13 protein-coding genes are annotated in these 16,718 nt (G+C 34.9%); 6 read left to right on the top strand and 7 right to left on the bottom strand.

Going from position 1 to position 16,718, the window contains the following annotated elements; translation table 11 throughout:
* The 5 genes from AA089_RS19575 to AA089_RS19555 form a co-directional block, all read left to right on the top strand.
* On the top strand, window positions 1-282 hold a 282-nt coding region (locus AA089_RS19575), incomplete at its 5' end, for a S8 family serine peptidase (protein WP_046758694.1).
* A 10-nt stretch (window positions 283-292) separates the two neighbouring features.
* The gene (locus AA089_RS19570) at window positions 293-805 is read left to right on the top strand and encodes a hypothetical protein (protein ID WP_046758693.1); all 513 of its coding nucleotides are present in this window, start codon (window positions 293-295) and stop codon (window positions 803-805) included.
* Between the two features lie 40 nt (window positions 806-845).
* A complete protein-coding gene (locus AA089_RS19565; RefSeq protein ID WP_046758692.1) occupies window positions 846-2,510 on the top strand; it encodes a S8 family serine peptidase in 1,665 nt (554 codons plus the stop codon).
* Window positions 2,511-2,578: 68 nt separating this feature from the next.
* Complete coding sequence (locus AA089_RS19560; RefSeq protein WP_162200463.1) at window positions 2,579-4,180, top strand: S8 family serine peptidase; 1,602 nt, start codon at window positions 2,579-2,581, stop codon at window positions 4,178-4,180.
* Between the two features lie 68 nt (window positions 4,181-4,248).
* Window positions 4,249-5,859 carry a S8 family serine peptidase gene (locus AA089_RS19555; protein WP_162200462.1) on the top strand — a complete coding sequence of 537 codons (1,611 nt, stop codon included), beginning with the start codon at window positions 4,249-4,251 and terminating at the stop codon, window positions 5,857-5,859.
* A gap of 11 nt (window positions 5,860-5,870) precedes the next feature.
* Here AA089_RS19555 and AA089_RS19550 read toward each other — a convergent pair whose 3' ends face one another.
* The 4 genes from AA089_RS19550 to AA089_RS19540 all read right to left on the bottom strand — a co-directional run bounded on the left by AA089_RS19550 (window position 5,871) and on the right by AA089_RS19540 (window position 10,091).
* Window positions 5,871-7,430 (bottom strand): AprA-related methyltransferase, encoded by a 1,560-nt coding sequence (locus AA089_RS19550; protein ID WP_046758690.1) that lies wholly within the window; start codon window positions 7,428-7,430, stop codon window positions 5,871-5,873.
* A 96-nt stretch (window positions 7,431-7,526) separates the two neighbouring features.
* Window positions 7,527-7,745: a hypothetical protein gene (locus tag AA089_RS19545; RefSeq protein ID WP_046758689.1), complete on the bottom strand. Its 219-nt coding sequence runs from the start codon at window positions 7,743-7,745 to the stop codon at window positions 7,527-7,529.
* A gap of 10 nt (window positions 7,746-7,755) precedes the next feature.
* Window positions 7,756-7,929, bottom strand: a complete 174-nt coding sequence (locus AA089_RS24995; RefSeq protein ID WP_156169144.1) for a hypothetical protein — start codon at window positions 7,927-7,929, stop codon at window positions 7,756-7,758.
* Between the two features lie 491 nt (window positions 7,930-8,420).
* Window positions 8,421-10,091: an ABC transporter ATP-binding protein gene (locus AA089_RS19540; RefSeq protein ID WP_046758688.1), complete on the bottom strand. Its 1,671-nt coding sequence runs from the start codon at window positions 10,089-10,091 to the stop codon at window positions 8,421-8,423.
* A gap of 425 nt (window positions 10,092-10,516) precedes the next feature.
* Between AA089_RS19540 and AA089_RS19535 the strand changes: the two genes are divergently transcribed.
* Entirely contained in the window at window positions 10,517-14,356 is a 3,840-nt protein-coding gene (locus tag AA089_RS19535; protein WP_046758687.1) for a S8 family serine peptidase, read from the top strand.
* A gap of 535 nt (window positions 14,357-14,891) precedes the next feature.
* Here the strand turns inward: AA089_RS19535 and AA089_RS19530 are convergent.
* Genes AA089_RS19530 through AA089_RS19520 form a run of 3 tightly spaced genes read right to left on the bottom strand, consistent with a single transcriptional unit; the run spans window position 14,892 to window position 16,702 of the window.
* Window positions 14,892-15,605, bottom strand: a complete 714-nt coding sequence (locus AA089_RS19530; protein WP_046758686.1) for a 3'-5' exonuclease — start codon at window positions 15,603-15,605, stop codon at window positions 14,892-14,894.
* A gap of 48 nt (window positions 15,606-15,653) precedes the next feature.
* The gene (locus AA089_RS19525; RefSeq protein WP_046758685.1) at window positions 15,654-16,172 is read right to left on the bottom strand and encodes a DUF4442 domain-containing protein; all 519 of its coding nucleotides are present in this window, start codon (window positions 16,170-16,172) and stop codon (window positions 15,654-15,656) included.
* A 44-nt stretch (window positions 16,173-16,216) separates the two neighbouring features.
* Complete coding sequence (locus tag AA089_RS19520) at window positions 16,217-16,702, bottom strand: methylated-DNA--[protein]-cysteine S-methyltransferase (RefSeq protein WP_046758684.1); 486 nt, start codon at window positions 16,700-16,702, stop codon at window positions 16,217-16,219.
* Window positions 16,703-16,718: the final 16 nt, after the last annotated feature.

Below are 16,718 nucleotides of genomic sequence, written 5' to 3'. Positions count from 1 at the left end.
AATACGTATTCTTTTATTGATGGAACTTCTTTAGCTTCACCCATAGTCTCTGGAGTAGCCGCACTAATTCGTTCATACTACCCAAACCTAACAGCTTCCGAAGTAAAACAAATCATTATGGAATCAGGAGTTTCCTATGATATCATGGTTAACAAACCTTCTACAAGCAAAGAAAAAGAACTCGTTCCCTTTAGTTCCTTATCCAAATCAGGAAAAATAGTGAATGCGTATAATGCTTTGCTCATGGCGGAAGAAGTTTCTAAAAAGAAGAAAAGAAAATAATAAAACAACTATGTTATATATTTTATGGTCACTACTCACTACGGCGTTTCTCATTTTGTTTTTTGCCTTGGTATTATCACTATTTACAAAAGGGAAAAAATTATTTGCTAACAAATACGGAAATGCGATTATTGTGGTATTGGTTATAGGCGTCTTAGGAATTATGAACGCTAAGGAAGATAAACATAAAAATACTTACGCCATGCATGGGAATGCTATAGAAACAAATGTTACACGCTCAGTAGATATGCGTATGCATGAAAGCGCCTCACTTATATTTCATCTGAGTATTCGATTTAAACAAAATGCAAAAGGAGAGTTTATTCCCAGTTATAGTAGCAGTTCACTAAGTGGATTTGTAAGTGGTTTTCAATGGAAATATAAGTACATTAATATAGATAAAAATACAGATGGCACTTTTTCTTATGGTGCCCACGGAGTATTATATTGGGACTTACTTGGCATTAATTTTTATACTCAAAATAGAGACTTTACGGGTACTTTTCAGTTAGAAGAATATTAAACTAGGGATTCTTATATTTACATTTCAAAAACAAACTTTCTTGAAACCACTACAATCTCTTATCTTATTTTTACTTTGCTGTTTTACTATAATCAGTTCTTCTGCACAATCAATTGTAAAACCAGCACCAATAGTTCCATCAAGCTTAGTTAAAAAACAACAACTTACAGAGGAAGAAAAGAAAGATTGGCATTTTAAAGACATCTATACAGATTCTATTCCGGGGATTAGTTTGTACAAAACATATGAATTCTTAAAAGATAAAAAAGGGGATACAATTATCGTTGCTATTATCGACTCAGAAATTGATATTGACCATGAGGATCTTAAGGATCAAATTTGGATCAATAACAATGAAATCCCAAATAATAATATTGACGATGACAACAATGGATATGTAGATGATATTCATGGTTGGAATTACGTAGGAACTAAAAAGGGAGACTCTATTTTTTATAGTAGTTTGTCTTGTACCAGAGTATTAAAAAAATATCAATCTCTGTATAATCATATAAGTCAAGATTTTATACCCAAGACAAAACTTGATTCTTTGTATTTGTCAGCTAAAAATATATATAATGAAGAACTGCTGTGGAGAAAAGAAGAAATTGAAAAGTGTAAAAGGATGATAATGAATTTTGAAAACGCAGATATTGTTTTAAAAGATTTATTAGGAGGGTCATATAATATCAAACAATTAGATTCTTTAAAATCAGTAATCCCAAAAAATGACAGTATATTATCTTATCATGTAGGAGCTATGAGTTATTATATGAAATATAATTTCAATCCAGAAACATTAGAGAAAGATATTAGAAAAGAAAAGCATGCTATTAACACATTGTTCAACTTTGATCATAAAGATAGAATGCTTACCAATGATAACTCAGAAAGTATCAAAGACTTTCCTTACGGAAATAATAATGTCCAAGGAACAGAAAAAGTTAATCATGGAACAAAAGTGGCTTCATTAATAGCGGCAAAAAGAGGTAATAACTTTGGTGTAGATGGAATTAATGATAACGTAGAATTGATGACTTTAAGTATCTCAACTTCTGGTGATGAATTTGATAAAGATATTGCCCTAGCGATAAAGTATGCAGTAAATAATGATGCAAAAGTGATTAATATGAGTATTGGAAAACCATTCTCCTTGCATCAAGAATGGATAAATGAGGCAATTAAATATGCAGAAAAAAAAGATGTTTTAATAATATCTTCTGCTGGTAATAGTGCGTTGAATTTAGATTATAAAAATGATTTCCCAAATGATACTTATAACAGTAAAGAAATAAGCAATAATTTCATAAAAGTTGGTGGCTCTACATATTCTATTGATGAAAATTTAATTTCTGAATATACAAATTATAGTAAAAAAATAGTTGATATAACTGCACCAGCTGATTATATAAAAGTAATTACAAGAGAAGGAGTTGATATTGATTACGGAACTTCTTATGCTTCAGCTATAGTTTCTGGAGTTGCATCTTTAATCCGTTCACATTATCCAAACCTAACGGCTTCCGAAGTAAAACAAATCATCATGAAATCTGGTGTTTCATATGATATTATGGTCAATACACCCTCTATGAGTGAAGAAAAAGAACTCGTTCCTTTCAGCTCGCTCTCCAAATCAGGTAAAATAGTAAATGCGTACAATGCATTATTAATGGCGGAAGAAGTTTCTAATAAAAAGAAGAATTAATAAGAATGAAACGTTTTATACTATTGATCTTGATATGTATTTTGACAACAATTGTTTCTTGCACCTCAATGCAAAAAGTAGTAACGGTTACTTCTAGTTTTCCCAAAAAACAACTTACTGAGGAAGAAAAGAAAGATTGGCATTTTAAAGATATCTATACAGATTCTATACCAGGGATTAGCTTGTACAAAGCATATGATTTTTTAAAAGACAAAAAAGCTACTAAGATTATTGTTGCAGTCATCGATACAGAACTAAATATTGATCATGAAGATTTAAAAAATCAAATTTGGACAAACAAAGATGAGGTTCCTAACAATAATATTGACGATGACAACAATGGTTATATCGATGATATCCATGGTTGGAATTATGTAGGAACAAAAAAAGAAGATAATCTACCTTATACGAGCTATGAATATGTAAGAATTCTTAGAAAATATATACCATTATTTAATAAATATAATTCTATATCAGACGTTCCAAAGAAAGACTTTGAGAATTTTAAGTTATATCAAAAAGCGTATCTAGCATATAATTTTGAAGTTGAAAAAAGAAAATCTGAAATAACTAGATTTAAACGAATCGAAGGACGATTTCTTAAAGCTAAAAGTATTGCTAAAAAGTATTTTCCAAAAGAGAATTATACATCTTCAACTTTGGATTCCTTGAAACTTACAATTTCAGATGCAGACGAAAAAGAATCTATCTCAAAATTGGCATATTATACCAAATACAATATTGATGAAAAGTGGGTTGATAATCGTATTAATTTTGAAAAATTCAAACTAAACACAGTACTCAATCTTGCGTATGATGACCGTTCATTAACAAATGACAATCCAAATGATCTAAACGATTTCCCATACGGAAACAACAATGTACAAGGAATTTACAGAATTGATCATGCAACACAAATAGCATCTGTCATCGCAGCAACAAGAAATAATAATATTGGTATAAACGGTATCAATGATAATGTGCAACTAATGCCGTTAAGCATTGCTGTTGTTGGAAACGAATTTGACAAAGATATTGCGCTGGCAATTCGATATGCGGTAGATAACGGTGCAAAAGTGATCAACATGAGTTTAGGAAAAACATTCTCTATGTATCCTGAATGGGTTAATGAAGCTATTAAATATGCGGAAGATCATAACGTATTAATAGTAACATCTTCGGGAAACAATGGTTGGAATATAGACAAGTATGATGACTTTCCTACAGATAATATAAACGGTGTTGAAACGGTCAAAAACTTTATCAAAGTTGGAAATACGTCTCAAAATATAGATTCTACTCTAGTATTTAGTAGCTCAAATTATGGAAAGAAAAATGTAGATATCTTTGCGCCAGGCTCTAGAATTACTTGTTTGAGTAGATCAGGAAAAATTACAGATACAGGAACTTCACTATCTTCTGCTGTCGTAAGTGGTATGGCAAGTTTGCTATTTTCGTATTATCCAAACCTAACAGCTTCGGAAGTAAAACAAATCATCATGGAATCAGGAGTTTCGTATGATTTTATGGTTTTAAAACCATACGCAAAAGGCGAAAAACGAGATCCAAACAAAGTGCCTTTCAGTTCCTTATCCAAATCAGGGAAAATAGTCAATGCGTACAATGCATTATTAATGGCGGAAGAGTTTTCTAATAAAAAGAAGAATTAATAACAATGCAACGTTTCATACTACTTATCTTGATATGTGTTTTGACAACAATTGTTGCGTGCACTTCAATGCAAAAAGTAGTATCAGTTACTTCTAGTTTTACCAAAAAACAACTTACTAAGGAAGAAAAGAAAGATTGGCATTTCAAAGACATTTATACAGATTCTATACCTGGAATTAGTCTCGAAAAAGCGTATGAATTTTTAAAAGGTAAAAAAAGCGAAAAGGTAATAGTTGCAGTCATCGATACAGAACTAAATATTGATCATGAAGATTTAAAAAATCAAATTTGGACAAACAAAGATGAGGTTCCTAACAATAATATTGACGATGACAACAATGGTTATATCGATGATATCCATGGTTGGAATTATGTCGGGAGTACAGAAGGAAATTCTAGATCTAAATATTATGGTCATTTTGAATATGTGCGAATTATAAAAAAATATGATTCACTATTTAAAAATATTGTATCAGTAAAAGAAGTTCATGAGAATAGAAAAAGAGAATTTGTACTTTATCAAAAAGCATACATTGCATATAATAAAAGACTAAAAAAAGCTGAGACAAACCTTGAGGATCATATCGTTGCTAAAAAACGCTTCATTTTTGGAGAAAAAGTACTTACTAAATATCTGCCTGAAAGTGAAGAGCCATATAACATATCTCAGTTAGATTCTTTGAAACAAAAGTTGAAAGATCAAGATGAGATTGAGAAATTAGACCGCTTGATACACTATAAAAAACATAAGAACACTTTGAGATCGATTAATAACCGAATAAGTCTCTACAGAGAAACAATTGATTATCAATTGAATTTCGATTTTGATGAGCGTTCTTTAACTAATGATAATACAAACGATCTAAATGATGCTCCATATGGGAATAATAAAATACAAGGTTTCCAAGTGTTTAGTCACTCCACAAAAATATCCTCAGTTATTGCTGCAACTAGAAATGATACTTTAGTAGAAGGAATCAATGACAAGGTGCAACTAATGCCTTTAAGTATTTCGGTGGCAGGAAACGAACACGATAAAGATATTGCATTAGCGATACGTTATGCTGTAGACAATGGAGCTAGAGTTATCAATATGAGCATAGGGAAAAACTTTTCATTACATCCAGAATGGGTATATGAAGCGTTAGCATATGCAGAAAAACACGATGTTTTAGTAGTAACTTCATCAGGAAATGATGGTTATAACCTTGATAAAAAGAATAACTATCCAAATGATGCTATAGATGGAAAAGAGTTTTTAAAAAACTTCATAAAAGTAGGGAATACTTCCTACAAAGTAGACTCCATACTTGTGGATAATAGTTCTAATTATGGAAAAAAAGAAGTAGATATCTTTGCGCCTGGCACTAAAATACCCTGTTTAAATAGATTGCGTATGACTACAGACACAGGAACCTCACTATCTTCTGCTGTCGTAAGTGGTATGGCAAGTTTGCTATTTTCGTATTACCCAAACCTAACAGCTTCGGAAGTAAAACAAATTATTATGGAATCAGGAGTTTCGTATGATATTATGGTTTTAAAACCGTACGCAAATGGCGAAAAACGTGATCCAAACAAAGTGCCTTTCAGTTCGTTGTCAAAATCGGGAAAAATAGTAAATGCCTACAATGCATTGTTGCTGGCAGAAAAGGTTTCAAAGAAGAAACAACGTTAACTAAGATTCACTTACTGAATCAAATTGATACTAATAGTAGAAATTTCTTCACTAGGAAAACGATACGAATGTGTCGGATCAATAGAAATATCTGCTTTGCTAATTGCTTCCAAAAACACATCCAACTCTACAATATACTGATCAGAAAAACCATGTGTCACATCATACGCGGTACACGGTGTTTTGCCCAAATTTTGTGAAACTATTGTCGGCGAAACGGTATGCAACTCAATAAACAACAATCCGTGGTATTGAATATACGGTTTCCATTTCTGAAAATGCTCTACCAAGCTCTGTGCAACGTCACTATTGTGCAACAACTTTCCACGATGTGCAAATGCTCCCGTAGATAACAAATCGCCAGTGTACGTACCTTTTGGAGTGTTAAATGGACGATTATGATCTAAAAACGATCGTACATTCAGTAACTCTTCCAACTTTACGTTATACAATTCTTGCAACTTTCGGTCAATCTCGGCAGGATTACCAATATCGCCCCAAACCACTTCTGCCCACACATTGGCTTTCTCCAAATTTCGTTTGGTACTCAACAACGCTTCTTTATTATAATCTGCGCCAACCAAAATGAGTTTATTGTCTCCCAAATCGTCTCTGCGTTGGGTTTGATTCCAAATTAAATCAAAAATATGTTCAAGCAAGGCACCATTTCCACAACCAACATCAATAATTCCTTTCGGTTGTTCGGAAAGTGGTTTATTAAAAATATCAACCAAAACGGCATCAAACTTATTAAAATAAGTAGCATGACTTCCGCCGCTTCCCCAAACATTCACACCTCTAAACACATGTTGTTCATTTCCTAAATGATCTTGGGTAAAGAAAGGATGAAAATCGCCCGTCAAATACGTTTCCATATGACGCATAATTGGCGTATACGAAACGGTAACACCATACGCGTAACTTTTGGCAAACAAAAAATCGCCTTTTTTTGTCAACGAATTTCCATCATACAATTCGAGTAAACTAAATAATTTCAACAAAGAAGCATCTTCCAAAAAAGAATACCGATCTAAGTTTTCCAAATCGGCATGATATCCCAAATAGACTAACAAAGGCGCTAACAAAACACCTTCCAAATGCATTGCAATCTCAACCTGAAAATACGCGTCAGTTTGTAAAGCTTTCTTAGCATTTGCCAAATATGATGCATAGGCTGCTAATTTTTCAGTCTGTATCAATGAAAACTGAAAAGGACGTGTAAAAAGATCATAATAATGCGCAAACAACGAATTAAAATGTACATAATGTGTAATATGTCGCTCAAAAGCAATAAACTTCGAAGTAGTTTCAATTTGAATCTCGCTCTTGGTTACGCTATAATTCAAAATACCTTGTGAAGCCAAACTACGCAAAGCAACAGTAAGATAACCCGCATGAAAAACGGGAAATTTTTCAAGAATCGTTGCAACGGAAGTCGAAGTATTCGCAGCTAAAAAATCAAAAACGGAATGCTGTTCTAAAGTAGCAATAATGGATGTAATGGCAATTCCATCTTGATGTTTAAATAATAAGGACCGGAATGCACGTTTTTCTTCTCTAGTTAAGCTCATATTCTAAAGATACATAATTTTCAAATGCAGGAAAAAATAAAAAGTGAGCTTTAACTCACTTTTAGTACAATTCTCTTTCTATATAACATGCAGTTTTTAAATAACTGGACATTGTCCCAATCCACCTGTACAAATAGCTACATCGCTTTCTGGCGTTGGACTTGGTTCAGGTGCTGGGCAAGATATAAAAATAGATGTTAGAATATCTGTCCAACAATCGCCAGAATCTTGACCACCTTTAACCTCATTGAGTTTGTTCAAATCAGAAATAATATTTCTATTAAGACTAAACTTCTTATCATTTATCTTCTTCATCCTTTACAAATTACAACATTGGACATGGGTTATATTTACTATGACAACGTGGAAACCAAGAAGCTGGCACTTGCGGCGGACACGACTTTACGGTCAATGGAGTTGCGGCAGAATCTGCTCCACCTTTCAATTCAGAAATTACTTTTTTGTTTAATGATAAACTTTTTAACGTTTGTTTTTTCATAAATATTAATTTTAATGATTACTAATAGTATTTACTAAAACTATACAAACGAAGCATGTGTTATGACTATGAATTTCTGAATCAATGATTTAAACTGCTAAAGCAATAATGTTAAAAAACCTGAGTTCGACGTAAAAAATTTAGTTCTATACTTTTCTTTTCCGAAGTATAGCAGGGATTTTCCGTTAAAAATTTTTGAAGCCTTGGAAAAAATTTAGGAAAATTCATGCGGTTTTAGTTTTTTCAGAAAGAAAAACTAAAAATACCTCTGGAAAAGTTCCCTTTCTTTTGTTTCTTTTCTTTGGGAAAGCAAAGAAAATGAAAATAAAACACTGAAAATATGATATTTAGTAAGGAGTTTCGAAGCTCAATTACAAATATGAATTGCATCACTTATATCGAACTGAAGTTAAAAAGAAAACTAGAGTTGTGTTGAATTTTTTAAATAAGAAATGTTGCTGAATGACTGGTGCAACGAGAAAAACAAAATATTAAATCCCCTTCGGAATTGCATCAATCAAGGTTTGTGTATAGGCTGATTTCGGATTTGCGTAAATGGCGTCAGCTTCGCCCAACTCTTCAATCTGACCAGCATTCATGACCAATAACTGATCAGAAATATACTTTACAACCGCCAAATCGTGTGAAATAAAAATATAAGTAAAGCCAAAATTATCTTTTAATTCATTCAGCAAATTCAGCACTTGTGCCTGAACCGAAATGTCCAATGCAGAAACCGATTCGTCACAAATAATCAACTTTGGTTGCAACGCAATCGTACGTGCAATTCCAATTCGCTGTCGTTGTCCACCCGAAAATTCATGCGGATATCTTCCGTAATACGAAGCGTCCAACCCAACCCGATCTAACAATTCGAGTACTTTTTCTTTGCGTTCGGCATCATTTGCATACAAACCGTGAACCTTCATCGGCTCCAAAATAGCATTTCCAATAGGAATTCTCGGATTCAAGGAAGCAAACGGATCTTGAAAAATAATCTGAATCTCCTTGCGCAATTTTCTAACGTCACGTTTAGACAACTTGGTAATATCTTCGCCTTTATACAAAATTTGTCCTGCGGTAGCTTTGTGCAATTGCAAAATAGTATTTCCTAAGGTCGATTTTCCGCAACCCGATTCGCCAACCAAACCAAGCGTTTCGCCTTCGTACAACGAAAAACTGACATCGTTTACAGCTTTCACTTTCGTAGATTTGCCAAAGATGCCCACAGTACTAAAAAACGATTTTGACACATTTCTTACTTCCAATAATGGCACTTTCGCGTAAATGGACTCGTGCTGCTTTTTACGTTCCTCGTGACTCACAATTGTATCTGAAACGGTGCCTGCAAGTACATCTTGAATCGTGGGAAGTCGCTTCAACCGAACATCCAAAGAAGGTTTTGACTTCAATAAGGCTTTCGTATATTCATGTGTAGGGTTTGAAAACAACGTGCTCGTTTTTCCACTTTCTACAATATCGCCTTTATACATCACAATAATTCTATCGGCTATTTCACTAACCAACGACAAATCGTGCGAAATAAAAATAATGCCCATCTGAGTTTCTTGCTGTAACTCTTCTAACAACAAAATAATTTCTTTCTGAACTGTTACATCTAAGGCTGTTGTAGGTTCGTCAGCAATCAAAACTTTAGGTTTACAAGCAATTGCCATAGCAATCATCACACGTTGCTTTTGTCCGCCACTCAACTGATGCGGATACGAGCTGTACATATGTTCTACTCTTGGGAGTTTTACCTTTTCAAACAAAGACAAAACGGTAGCTTTTACATCTTTTTTAGTACATTGTCGATGTTGTAACAACACTTCTTCAACCTGTTTTCCACACGTCATCGAAGGATTCAAAGAACTCATTGGTTCCTGAAAAATCATTGAAATTTCATTCCCGCGAATGCGTTGAAAAGCTGTATTTGGTAAAGAAATTAAATTTTGATCATCGTATAAAATTTCGCCAGTAATAGTTGTATTCTTTTTAGGTAACAAACCTAATACGGCAAGTGAAGAAACGGATTTTCCACTACCGGATTCGCCAACAATTCCTAAAATTTCATTCTTAGAAAGTGCGTATGAAATTCCATGTATAACTTCATTCTCTTTAAAAGAAATACGTAAATTTTGGATGGAAAGTAGTGTGTGCATTCCTCAAAAATACAGTTAAGTTTAATCTCTACAAAGCAAAAAAATGGTTTTACAATTATTTTTAGCATCATAAATCGTAAAAAAAGCTGAAGAGTTGAGTTGTTTTAAAGAGAAAAACAAATACCCTATTAGTTTTGTAGGATTTAGCTTTAAATCAGTCGTTTAAGTTCATATTTGTAATTCAATACCTGTAGGAATTTCATAAAAAAATGTGTAATTCATCGAAAAAACCAGCATTTCGACATAATATTAATAAAATTTTAACATTTTTGCTCCGAATTAGTGAAAAATATTGAATTGCAGAGTATACACCCTTGATGCTTATCTTGAACGAAAATTGACAACCTTCTTCACACATGATTTCATCTTGACTCGTCCATTATTTTTCCTAACTGTTTTAAAATTAACCAAATAACCAAAAAACAATGAAAAACAAGTACTTCTCATTGGGGCTATTGGCCCTAGGGATGTTCTTTGCTCAAAATTCATTTGCTCAAACAACTGCTGAAAAGCAGAAAATCGTGAGTCAATATGATGTACAAAAGCTAGGAACATTACAAAACAAATTCACAGCCGCACAAGCACAAGAAAAGCAAAAAGCAATTCGAATGGCGCAACAAAACGGTTGGGATATTCGTAAAACCTTACCAGACGGAACACTCATAGAATTACAAAAAGTAACTCCAGATGGAACACCAGTGTACTACACTACATTCAATGTTGCTGCGGCGCGTTCTACGAGAACAGATCATTTAAATAATGGTGGTTCTTTAGGATTAAACCTCATGGGACAAAACATGACTGCGTATGTTTGGGATGGTGGAGTTGCCAGAGCATCACACCAAGAATATGATGGAGCTGGAGGAAACAATCGTTTCTCTACAGGAGATTCAGGTGCTTTAAACTATCACTCTGCACACGTTACAGGAACTATTATGGCTTCTGGAGTTGTGGCAAACGCAAAAGGAATGGCGCCACATGCAAACGCAATAGGATATGACTGGAATAGTGATTTGGCCGAAGCTACTTCAGCAGCATCAAGCGGAATGTTAGTTTCTAACCATTCATACGGTTTTAGAGGAGATTTAGTGCCAGATTATTACTTTGGAGCATACATTACAGAATCTCGTGATTGGGATGAAATTATGTTCAATGCGCCAAACTTTTTGATGGTGGTTGCCGCAGGAAATGATGGAAACCAAAACGGATACAATGGAAGTCCATTAGGAGGAAATAGCTCTTATGACAAACTTACAGGACATTCTACATCAAAAAATAACTTAGTTGTTGCCAATGCACAAGATGCTAATATTGACGCAAGCGGAAATTTAATTTCTGTGTCTATCAATAGTAGTAGTAGTGAAGGTCCAACGGATGATTTCCGTATCAAACCAGATATTACTGGAAACGGAACAAGTGTATATTCTACTTACGAAAGTAGTGATACTGCCTACAATTCAATTACAGGAACTTCGATGGCATCACCAAATGTAGCAGGTTCAGTATTATTATTACAACAACATTACAACAATACCAACGGTTCATTTGCAAGAGCGGCAACAATAAAAGGTATTGCTTTACATACTGCAGACGATGCTGGTAGTAACGGACCCGATGCTATTTTTGGTTGGGGATTGATGAATTCAAAACGTGCCGCAGAAGCCATTACTACAAATGGAAACGAATCTAAAATAGAGGAATTAACATTAAATTCAGGACAAACGTATTCAATAACAGTTGATTCTGATGGTACAAGTCCTTTATTAGCGTCTATCTCTTGGACTGATCGTGCAGGAACAGCAACAACAGCAACAAACTCATCTACGGCAGTTTTAGTAAACGATTTAGATATCAGAGTTTCAAAAGCAGGAACAACGTACAATCCTTGGAGACTAACGGGAGTTACAACCAATGGAACAGGCGATAATACGGTTGATCCTTATGAAAGAGTAGACGTATCGGGAGCTTCTGGAACGTATACAATTACCGTAACACACAAAGGTTCATTAGTTGGTGGAAGTCAAAACTTTTCATTGATCGTTACAGGATTAACAGGAACACCTGTAGTATGTAATGCAACAACGCCAACAGGAGTATCAACGTCAGCAATCACAACTTCTGGTGCTGATGTAAGCTGGAGCACCGTAACTGCAGCAACATACGATGTACGTTACAGAGCTACAGGAACATCTTCTTGGACAACAAATGCAGTCGCTACCAACAATACTACATTAAGTGGATTGGCAGCTTCAACTTCATACGAAGTGCAGGTTAGAAGTAAATGTACTAGTGGAAACTCTTCATACAGTGCTTCGGTCAACTTTACTACTGCAGATGTGCCACCATTTTGCTCGGCAACAGTCAGTAGTTTCCCTTACAACGAAGGATTTGAAGTAAATGACGGTTGGACACAGCTTTCAGGAGACGATGGAAACTGGGTAAGAACTAGTGGAAGTACACCATCTTCAGGAACAGGACCAACTGCGGCAGCGCAAGGATCAAACTACTTATTCTTAGAAGCTTCTACGAACGGAAGTACAGGACAAATTGGAAACAACGGAACAGCAATACTAGAAAGTGATTGTTTTGATTTATCAGGAAAATCAGAAGCTACATTTAGCTTCCAAAACCATATGTATGGAACGGCGGTTGGATCGTTAACAGTACAAGTATCTACGGATGGCGTTTCATGGACAAACGTATGGTCAGATGCTGGAAATAAAGGAAACCAATGGAATGCAGTTTCTGTAAGCCTAAATTCATACCTAGGACAAGATGTAAAACTACGAATAGTTGGAGTTACCGGAAACGGATGGTCTAGTGATATTGCAGTTGATAACTTATCAGTTACTGCTGTAGACATTACTACAGATACGACAGCGCCAGTAATTACCTTAAATGGTGCAGTAACCATTACCCTAACAGTTGGCGATGCATTTACAGATCCAGGAGCAACGGCTACGGATAACATTGACGGAAACTTAACGTCAAATATTGTCGTTACAGGTTCCGTAAACACTGCTGTAGAAGGAACATACACATTAAACTATAATGTAAGTGATGCCGCAGGAAATGCAGCAACGCAAGTTTCAAGAACAGTAAATGTAGAAGCGGCTAGTACAGGAAACTGTTCGGCTACCGTTAGTAATTTCCCTTACAATGAAGGATTTGAATCAAATGACGGTTGGACACAAGTTACAGGTGACGACGGAAATTGGGTTAGAACTAGTGGAAGTACACCATCTTCAGGCACAGGACCAACGACAGCGGCTCAAGGAACAAATTATTTATTCTTAGAAGCATCAACAAATAGTAGTCCAGGACAAATAGGTAACAACGCAACTGCAATATTAGAAAGTGATTGTTTTGACCTTTCAGGAATGACTTCAGCTTCATTTAGCTTTGAAAACCATATGTATGGTAACAATGTAGGATCGTTAACAGTACAAGCGTCTACAGATGGAAGTTCTTGGGCAAACCTTTGGTCAGATGCTGGAAATAAAGGAAACCAATGGAATTCAGTTTCAGTTGATTTAAGCTCGTATGCAGGACAAACAGTTCGATTACGAATCGTAGGAACTACTGGAAACGGATGGTCTAGTGATATTGCAATAGACGATCTTAGTGTAACAGCTAGTGACGGAAGCGGTGGACCTTCTTGTTCTAACGTTTCATTATCAATTACATTTGACAACTACCCAGAAGAAACAAGCTGGCAAATCACAAATAGTGGTGGACAAGTAGTAGCTTCAGGTGGAACGTATGCTTCACAACCTGATGGTTCAACACTAAATGTTGATGTTGGATGCTTAGATGACGGATGCTACGATTTCACAATCACTGATGCGTACGGTGACGGAATTTGCTGTTCATACGGAAACGGTTCGTTTACACTGACAAACAATGATACAGGAGCTACTTTGGCTTCAGGAGGATCATTTACAACATCAGATACAACGAACTTCTGTTTATCGGCGACGTCTTCAACAGTAGCTACAAATGATTTCTTAACAACATTTGATGATAACACAACGGCTTCTTTAGATGTGAAAATATATCCAAACCCAGTAAAAGGTTCAACATTACACGTAACTACTACGCAAGACAATGCGAGTTACACGATTACGAACATGATGGGGCAACAAGTAGCAAAAGGAAACGTAACTTCTGGAGCTATCAACGTGTCAAGATTAAAAACGGGTGTATATATGATTCAGATTGAAGCTGGATTAAAATCAGTAACAAAACGATTTATTAAACAATAAATAACCTACCTGAATAACTAGTAAATAGAGTGCTTTAAAAGCCCAAACATCTCATGTGTTTGGGCTTTTTCTTTTAATTGGTAAATTTTCTAATGGTAAAATAGATTTCTGTCTACGCAGGAATAAGAATATCAAATCTTACCTACTAAAATTCTAAAAGCGAAGCGTATCCAACAATCCAACAGTAAAGCGCTCCCAAAACCCAAACGAATATTTTCAATTCAATATACTTCTGAATTTTAAAAATGGATTTCCGATTATTCAGGCATGAGAATATCAAATCTTACCTACTAACATTCCAAGAGCGAAGCGCGTCGAACAATCCAACAGCAAAGCGCTACTAAAACCCAAACGAATATTTTCAATTCAATATACTTCTGAATTTCAAAATGGATTTCTGTCTACACAGGAATAAGAATATCAAATCTTACCTACTAACATTCTAAAAGCGAAGCGTTACGAAAGCAAAGCGTATCTAACAATCCAATAATCCAACAGCAAAACGCTCCCAACACCCAAAAACCCAACACCCATCCTACACATGCAACACTTCATCATCAACTAATAACGCCTCATTCCGCAATCTGAGTAAAATCTGCGCAACAGCGATGACATCTTTTTCACAATAGACGATAATTCGATCGATATCATTTTCTTCATAAAATACATGTCGAACCTGACTGCCATCAATATCATCTTTCGGAGAAGGAATGCCCAACACTTTCGTCATAAGTTTTAAGGAAGTATAATGCTTGTAATCGCCAAACTTCCACAATTCAAGCGTGTCCAAATGTGGAATTTCCCAAGGTTTTTTTCCAAATAGATTTAGCTTAAAAGGCAAGGTCATTCCATTAATAATCATTCTTCTGGCAATATATGGGAAGTCAAATTCTTTTCCATTATGAGCACATAACAAATGATGCGGTCTGCTGAAATGTGTTTCTAAAAGTGTTCGAAATTCCTCCAATAACTGTGTTTCTTCGCCATGAAATGAAGTAGTTCTGAAATTTCGGATATCGCCTTTATTAGCAAAATAACCAACGGAAATGCAGATAATTTTACCAAATTCTGCCCAAATTCCAGCACGATCGTAGAATTCTTCAGCCGTAAAATCGTCTTTACGCTGATACGTAGTTTTTTGTTCCCAGAGTTCTTTTTCATCAGCATCTAATTCATCATACGATGCATGTTCTGGAACAGTTTCAATATCTAAAAACAAGATGTGTTCTAGATGTATTTTGTGTAACATAGTCTTTACTTTAGTACGTTGAAAAGGGTAAAAAAAATCAATATAAAGTTAAGACCTTCTTCTTTTTTTAAGCTTTTCTTTATAGAATTGCTTTTCAGCAATATATAAGATTTTGATGACTTCTGCAAAAACGATTTGTTCCGTATTTTTTAAATACGTTATCTTTTCAATTGTAATTTCCTGTTCGTTTTGCACACGTTTTTTGATGACTTCAATTTCTTCATCCGTAAATGTAAAATCGCAAAAAACAGACTCTTTTGCAGGACGTTTGTAATGAATAGTTGCCGATTTGTCCCAAACGACAAAATCATCGCCCAAAATCTGCATCAATTGAATCATATAAATTGGATCGGTTGCCGCAAACATGCTTCCGCCAAAAATAGCGCCGACATAATTTTTATTTTTATAACTCAACGGCACTTTTATTTTCACTTCTTTTAAATCAGTACTGATAGAAACCACACGTGCAGTCGTTCTACGATACATTGGCGACAAATTGAATCCATATTTGAAAATTGCCGAAGTAGACATAAACTTTTTCAAAATATTGGTGGCGGTTCTGTACATAGTTTTCTGAAGTTGTATTTTTTAATAATATAAAGTACGTTTTACTAAAATAGCGATTGTTGCTTCACAGGACTTTCGTGTTCCAGCAACCACTTTTTTCGCCACAATCCACCAGCGTATCCTGTTAATGAGCCATCGCTTCCAATAACTCTATGGCAAGGTGTTACAATCCACAACGGATTTTTTCCATTGGCTGCGGCAACAGCTCTGATGGCTTTTACATCGCCCAATTTTTTTGAAAGTTCTAAATATGAATATGTTTTTCCAAACGGAATATCATTTAAAGCAGTCCACACTTTTTGTTGAAAAGGAGTTCCTTTTGGTGCTAATTGTAATTGGAATGCTGTACGAGTTCCTTCAAAATATTCGCGAAGTTGTTGTGCACAATTTTGTAAAGATTCAGGAATTTGTGTCGTCAAAATAGCGTCAGAAGCATCATCTATGACAGTAATTTCTGTAATTCCATTTTCATTGGAAATTAGCCTTGCTATTCCTAAAGGAGTTTTTATATGTGCTGTATGTGTATTCATCGAAACTAAACCCACA

The sequence above is a fragment of the Kordia jejudonensis genome, from assembly GCF_001005315.1.
In the GTDB taxonomy this organism is placed as follows: Bacteria; Bacteroidota; Bacteroidia; order Flavobacteriales; family Flavobacteriaceae; genus Kordia; species Kordia jejudonensis.
This window is presented reverse-complemented; position numbering and strand designations above follow the sequence as displayed.

Coding starts and splice junctions, on each gene's coding strand:
- AA089_RS19525 (WP_046758685.1), bottom strand. CDS start 16,172: ATGTACAGAACCGCCACCAATATTTTGAAAAAGTTTATGTCTACTTCG.
- AA089_RS19535 (WP_046758687.1), top strand. CDS start 10,517: ATGAAAAACAAGTACTTCTCATTGGGGCTATTGGCCCTAGGGATGTTC.
- AA089_RS24995 (WP_156169144.1), bottom strand. CDS start 7,929: ATGAAAAAACAAACGTTAAAAAGTTTATCATTAAACAAAAAAGTAATT.
- AA089_RS19545 (WP_046758689.1), bottom strand. CDS start 7,745: ATGAAGAAGATAAATGATAAGAAGTTTAGTCTTAATAGAAATATTATT.
- AA089_RS19550 (WP_046758690.1), bottom strand. CDS start 7,430: ATGAGCTTAACTAGAGAAGAAAAACGTGCATTCCGGTCCTTATTATTT.
- AA089_RS19530 (WP_046758686.1), bottom strand. CDS start 15,605: ATGTTACACAAAATACATCTAGAACACATCTTGTTTTTAGATATTGAA.
- AA089_RS19540 (WP_046758688.1), bottom strand. CDS start 10,091: ATGCACACACTACTTTCCATCCAAAATTTACGTATTTCTTTTAAAGAG.
- AA089_RS19570 (WP_046758693.1), top strand. CDS start 293: ATGTTATATATTTTATGGTCACTACTCACTACGGCGTTTCTCATTTTG.
- AA089_RS19560 (WP_162200463.1), top strand. CDS start 2,579: ATGCAAAAAGTAGTAACGGTTACTTCTAGTTTTCCCAAAAAACAACTT.
- AA089_RS19555 (WP_162200462.1), top strand. CDS start 4,249: ATGCAAAAAGTAGTATCAGTTACTTCTAGTTTTACCAAAAAACAACTT.
- AA089_RS19520 (WP_046758684.1), bottom strand. CDS start 16,702: ATGAATACACATACAGCACATATAAAAACTCCTTTAGGAATAGCAAGG.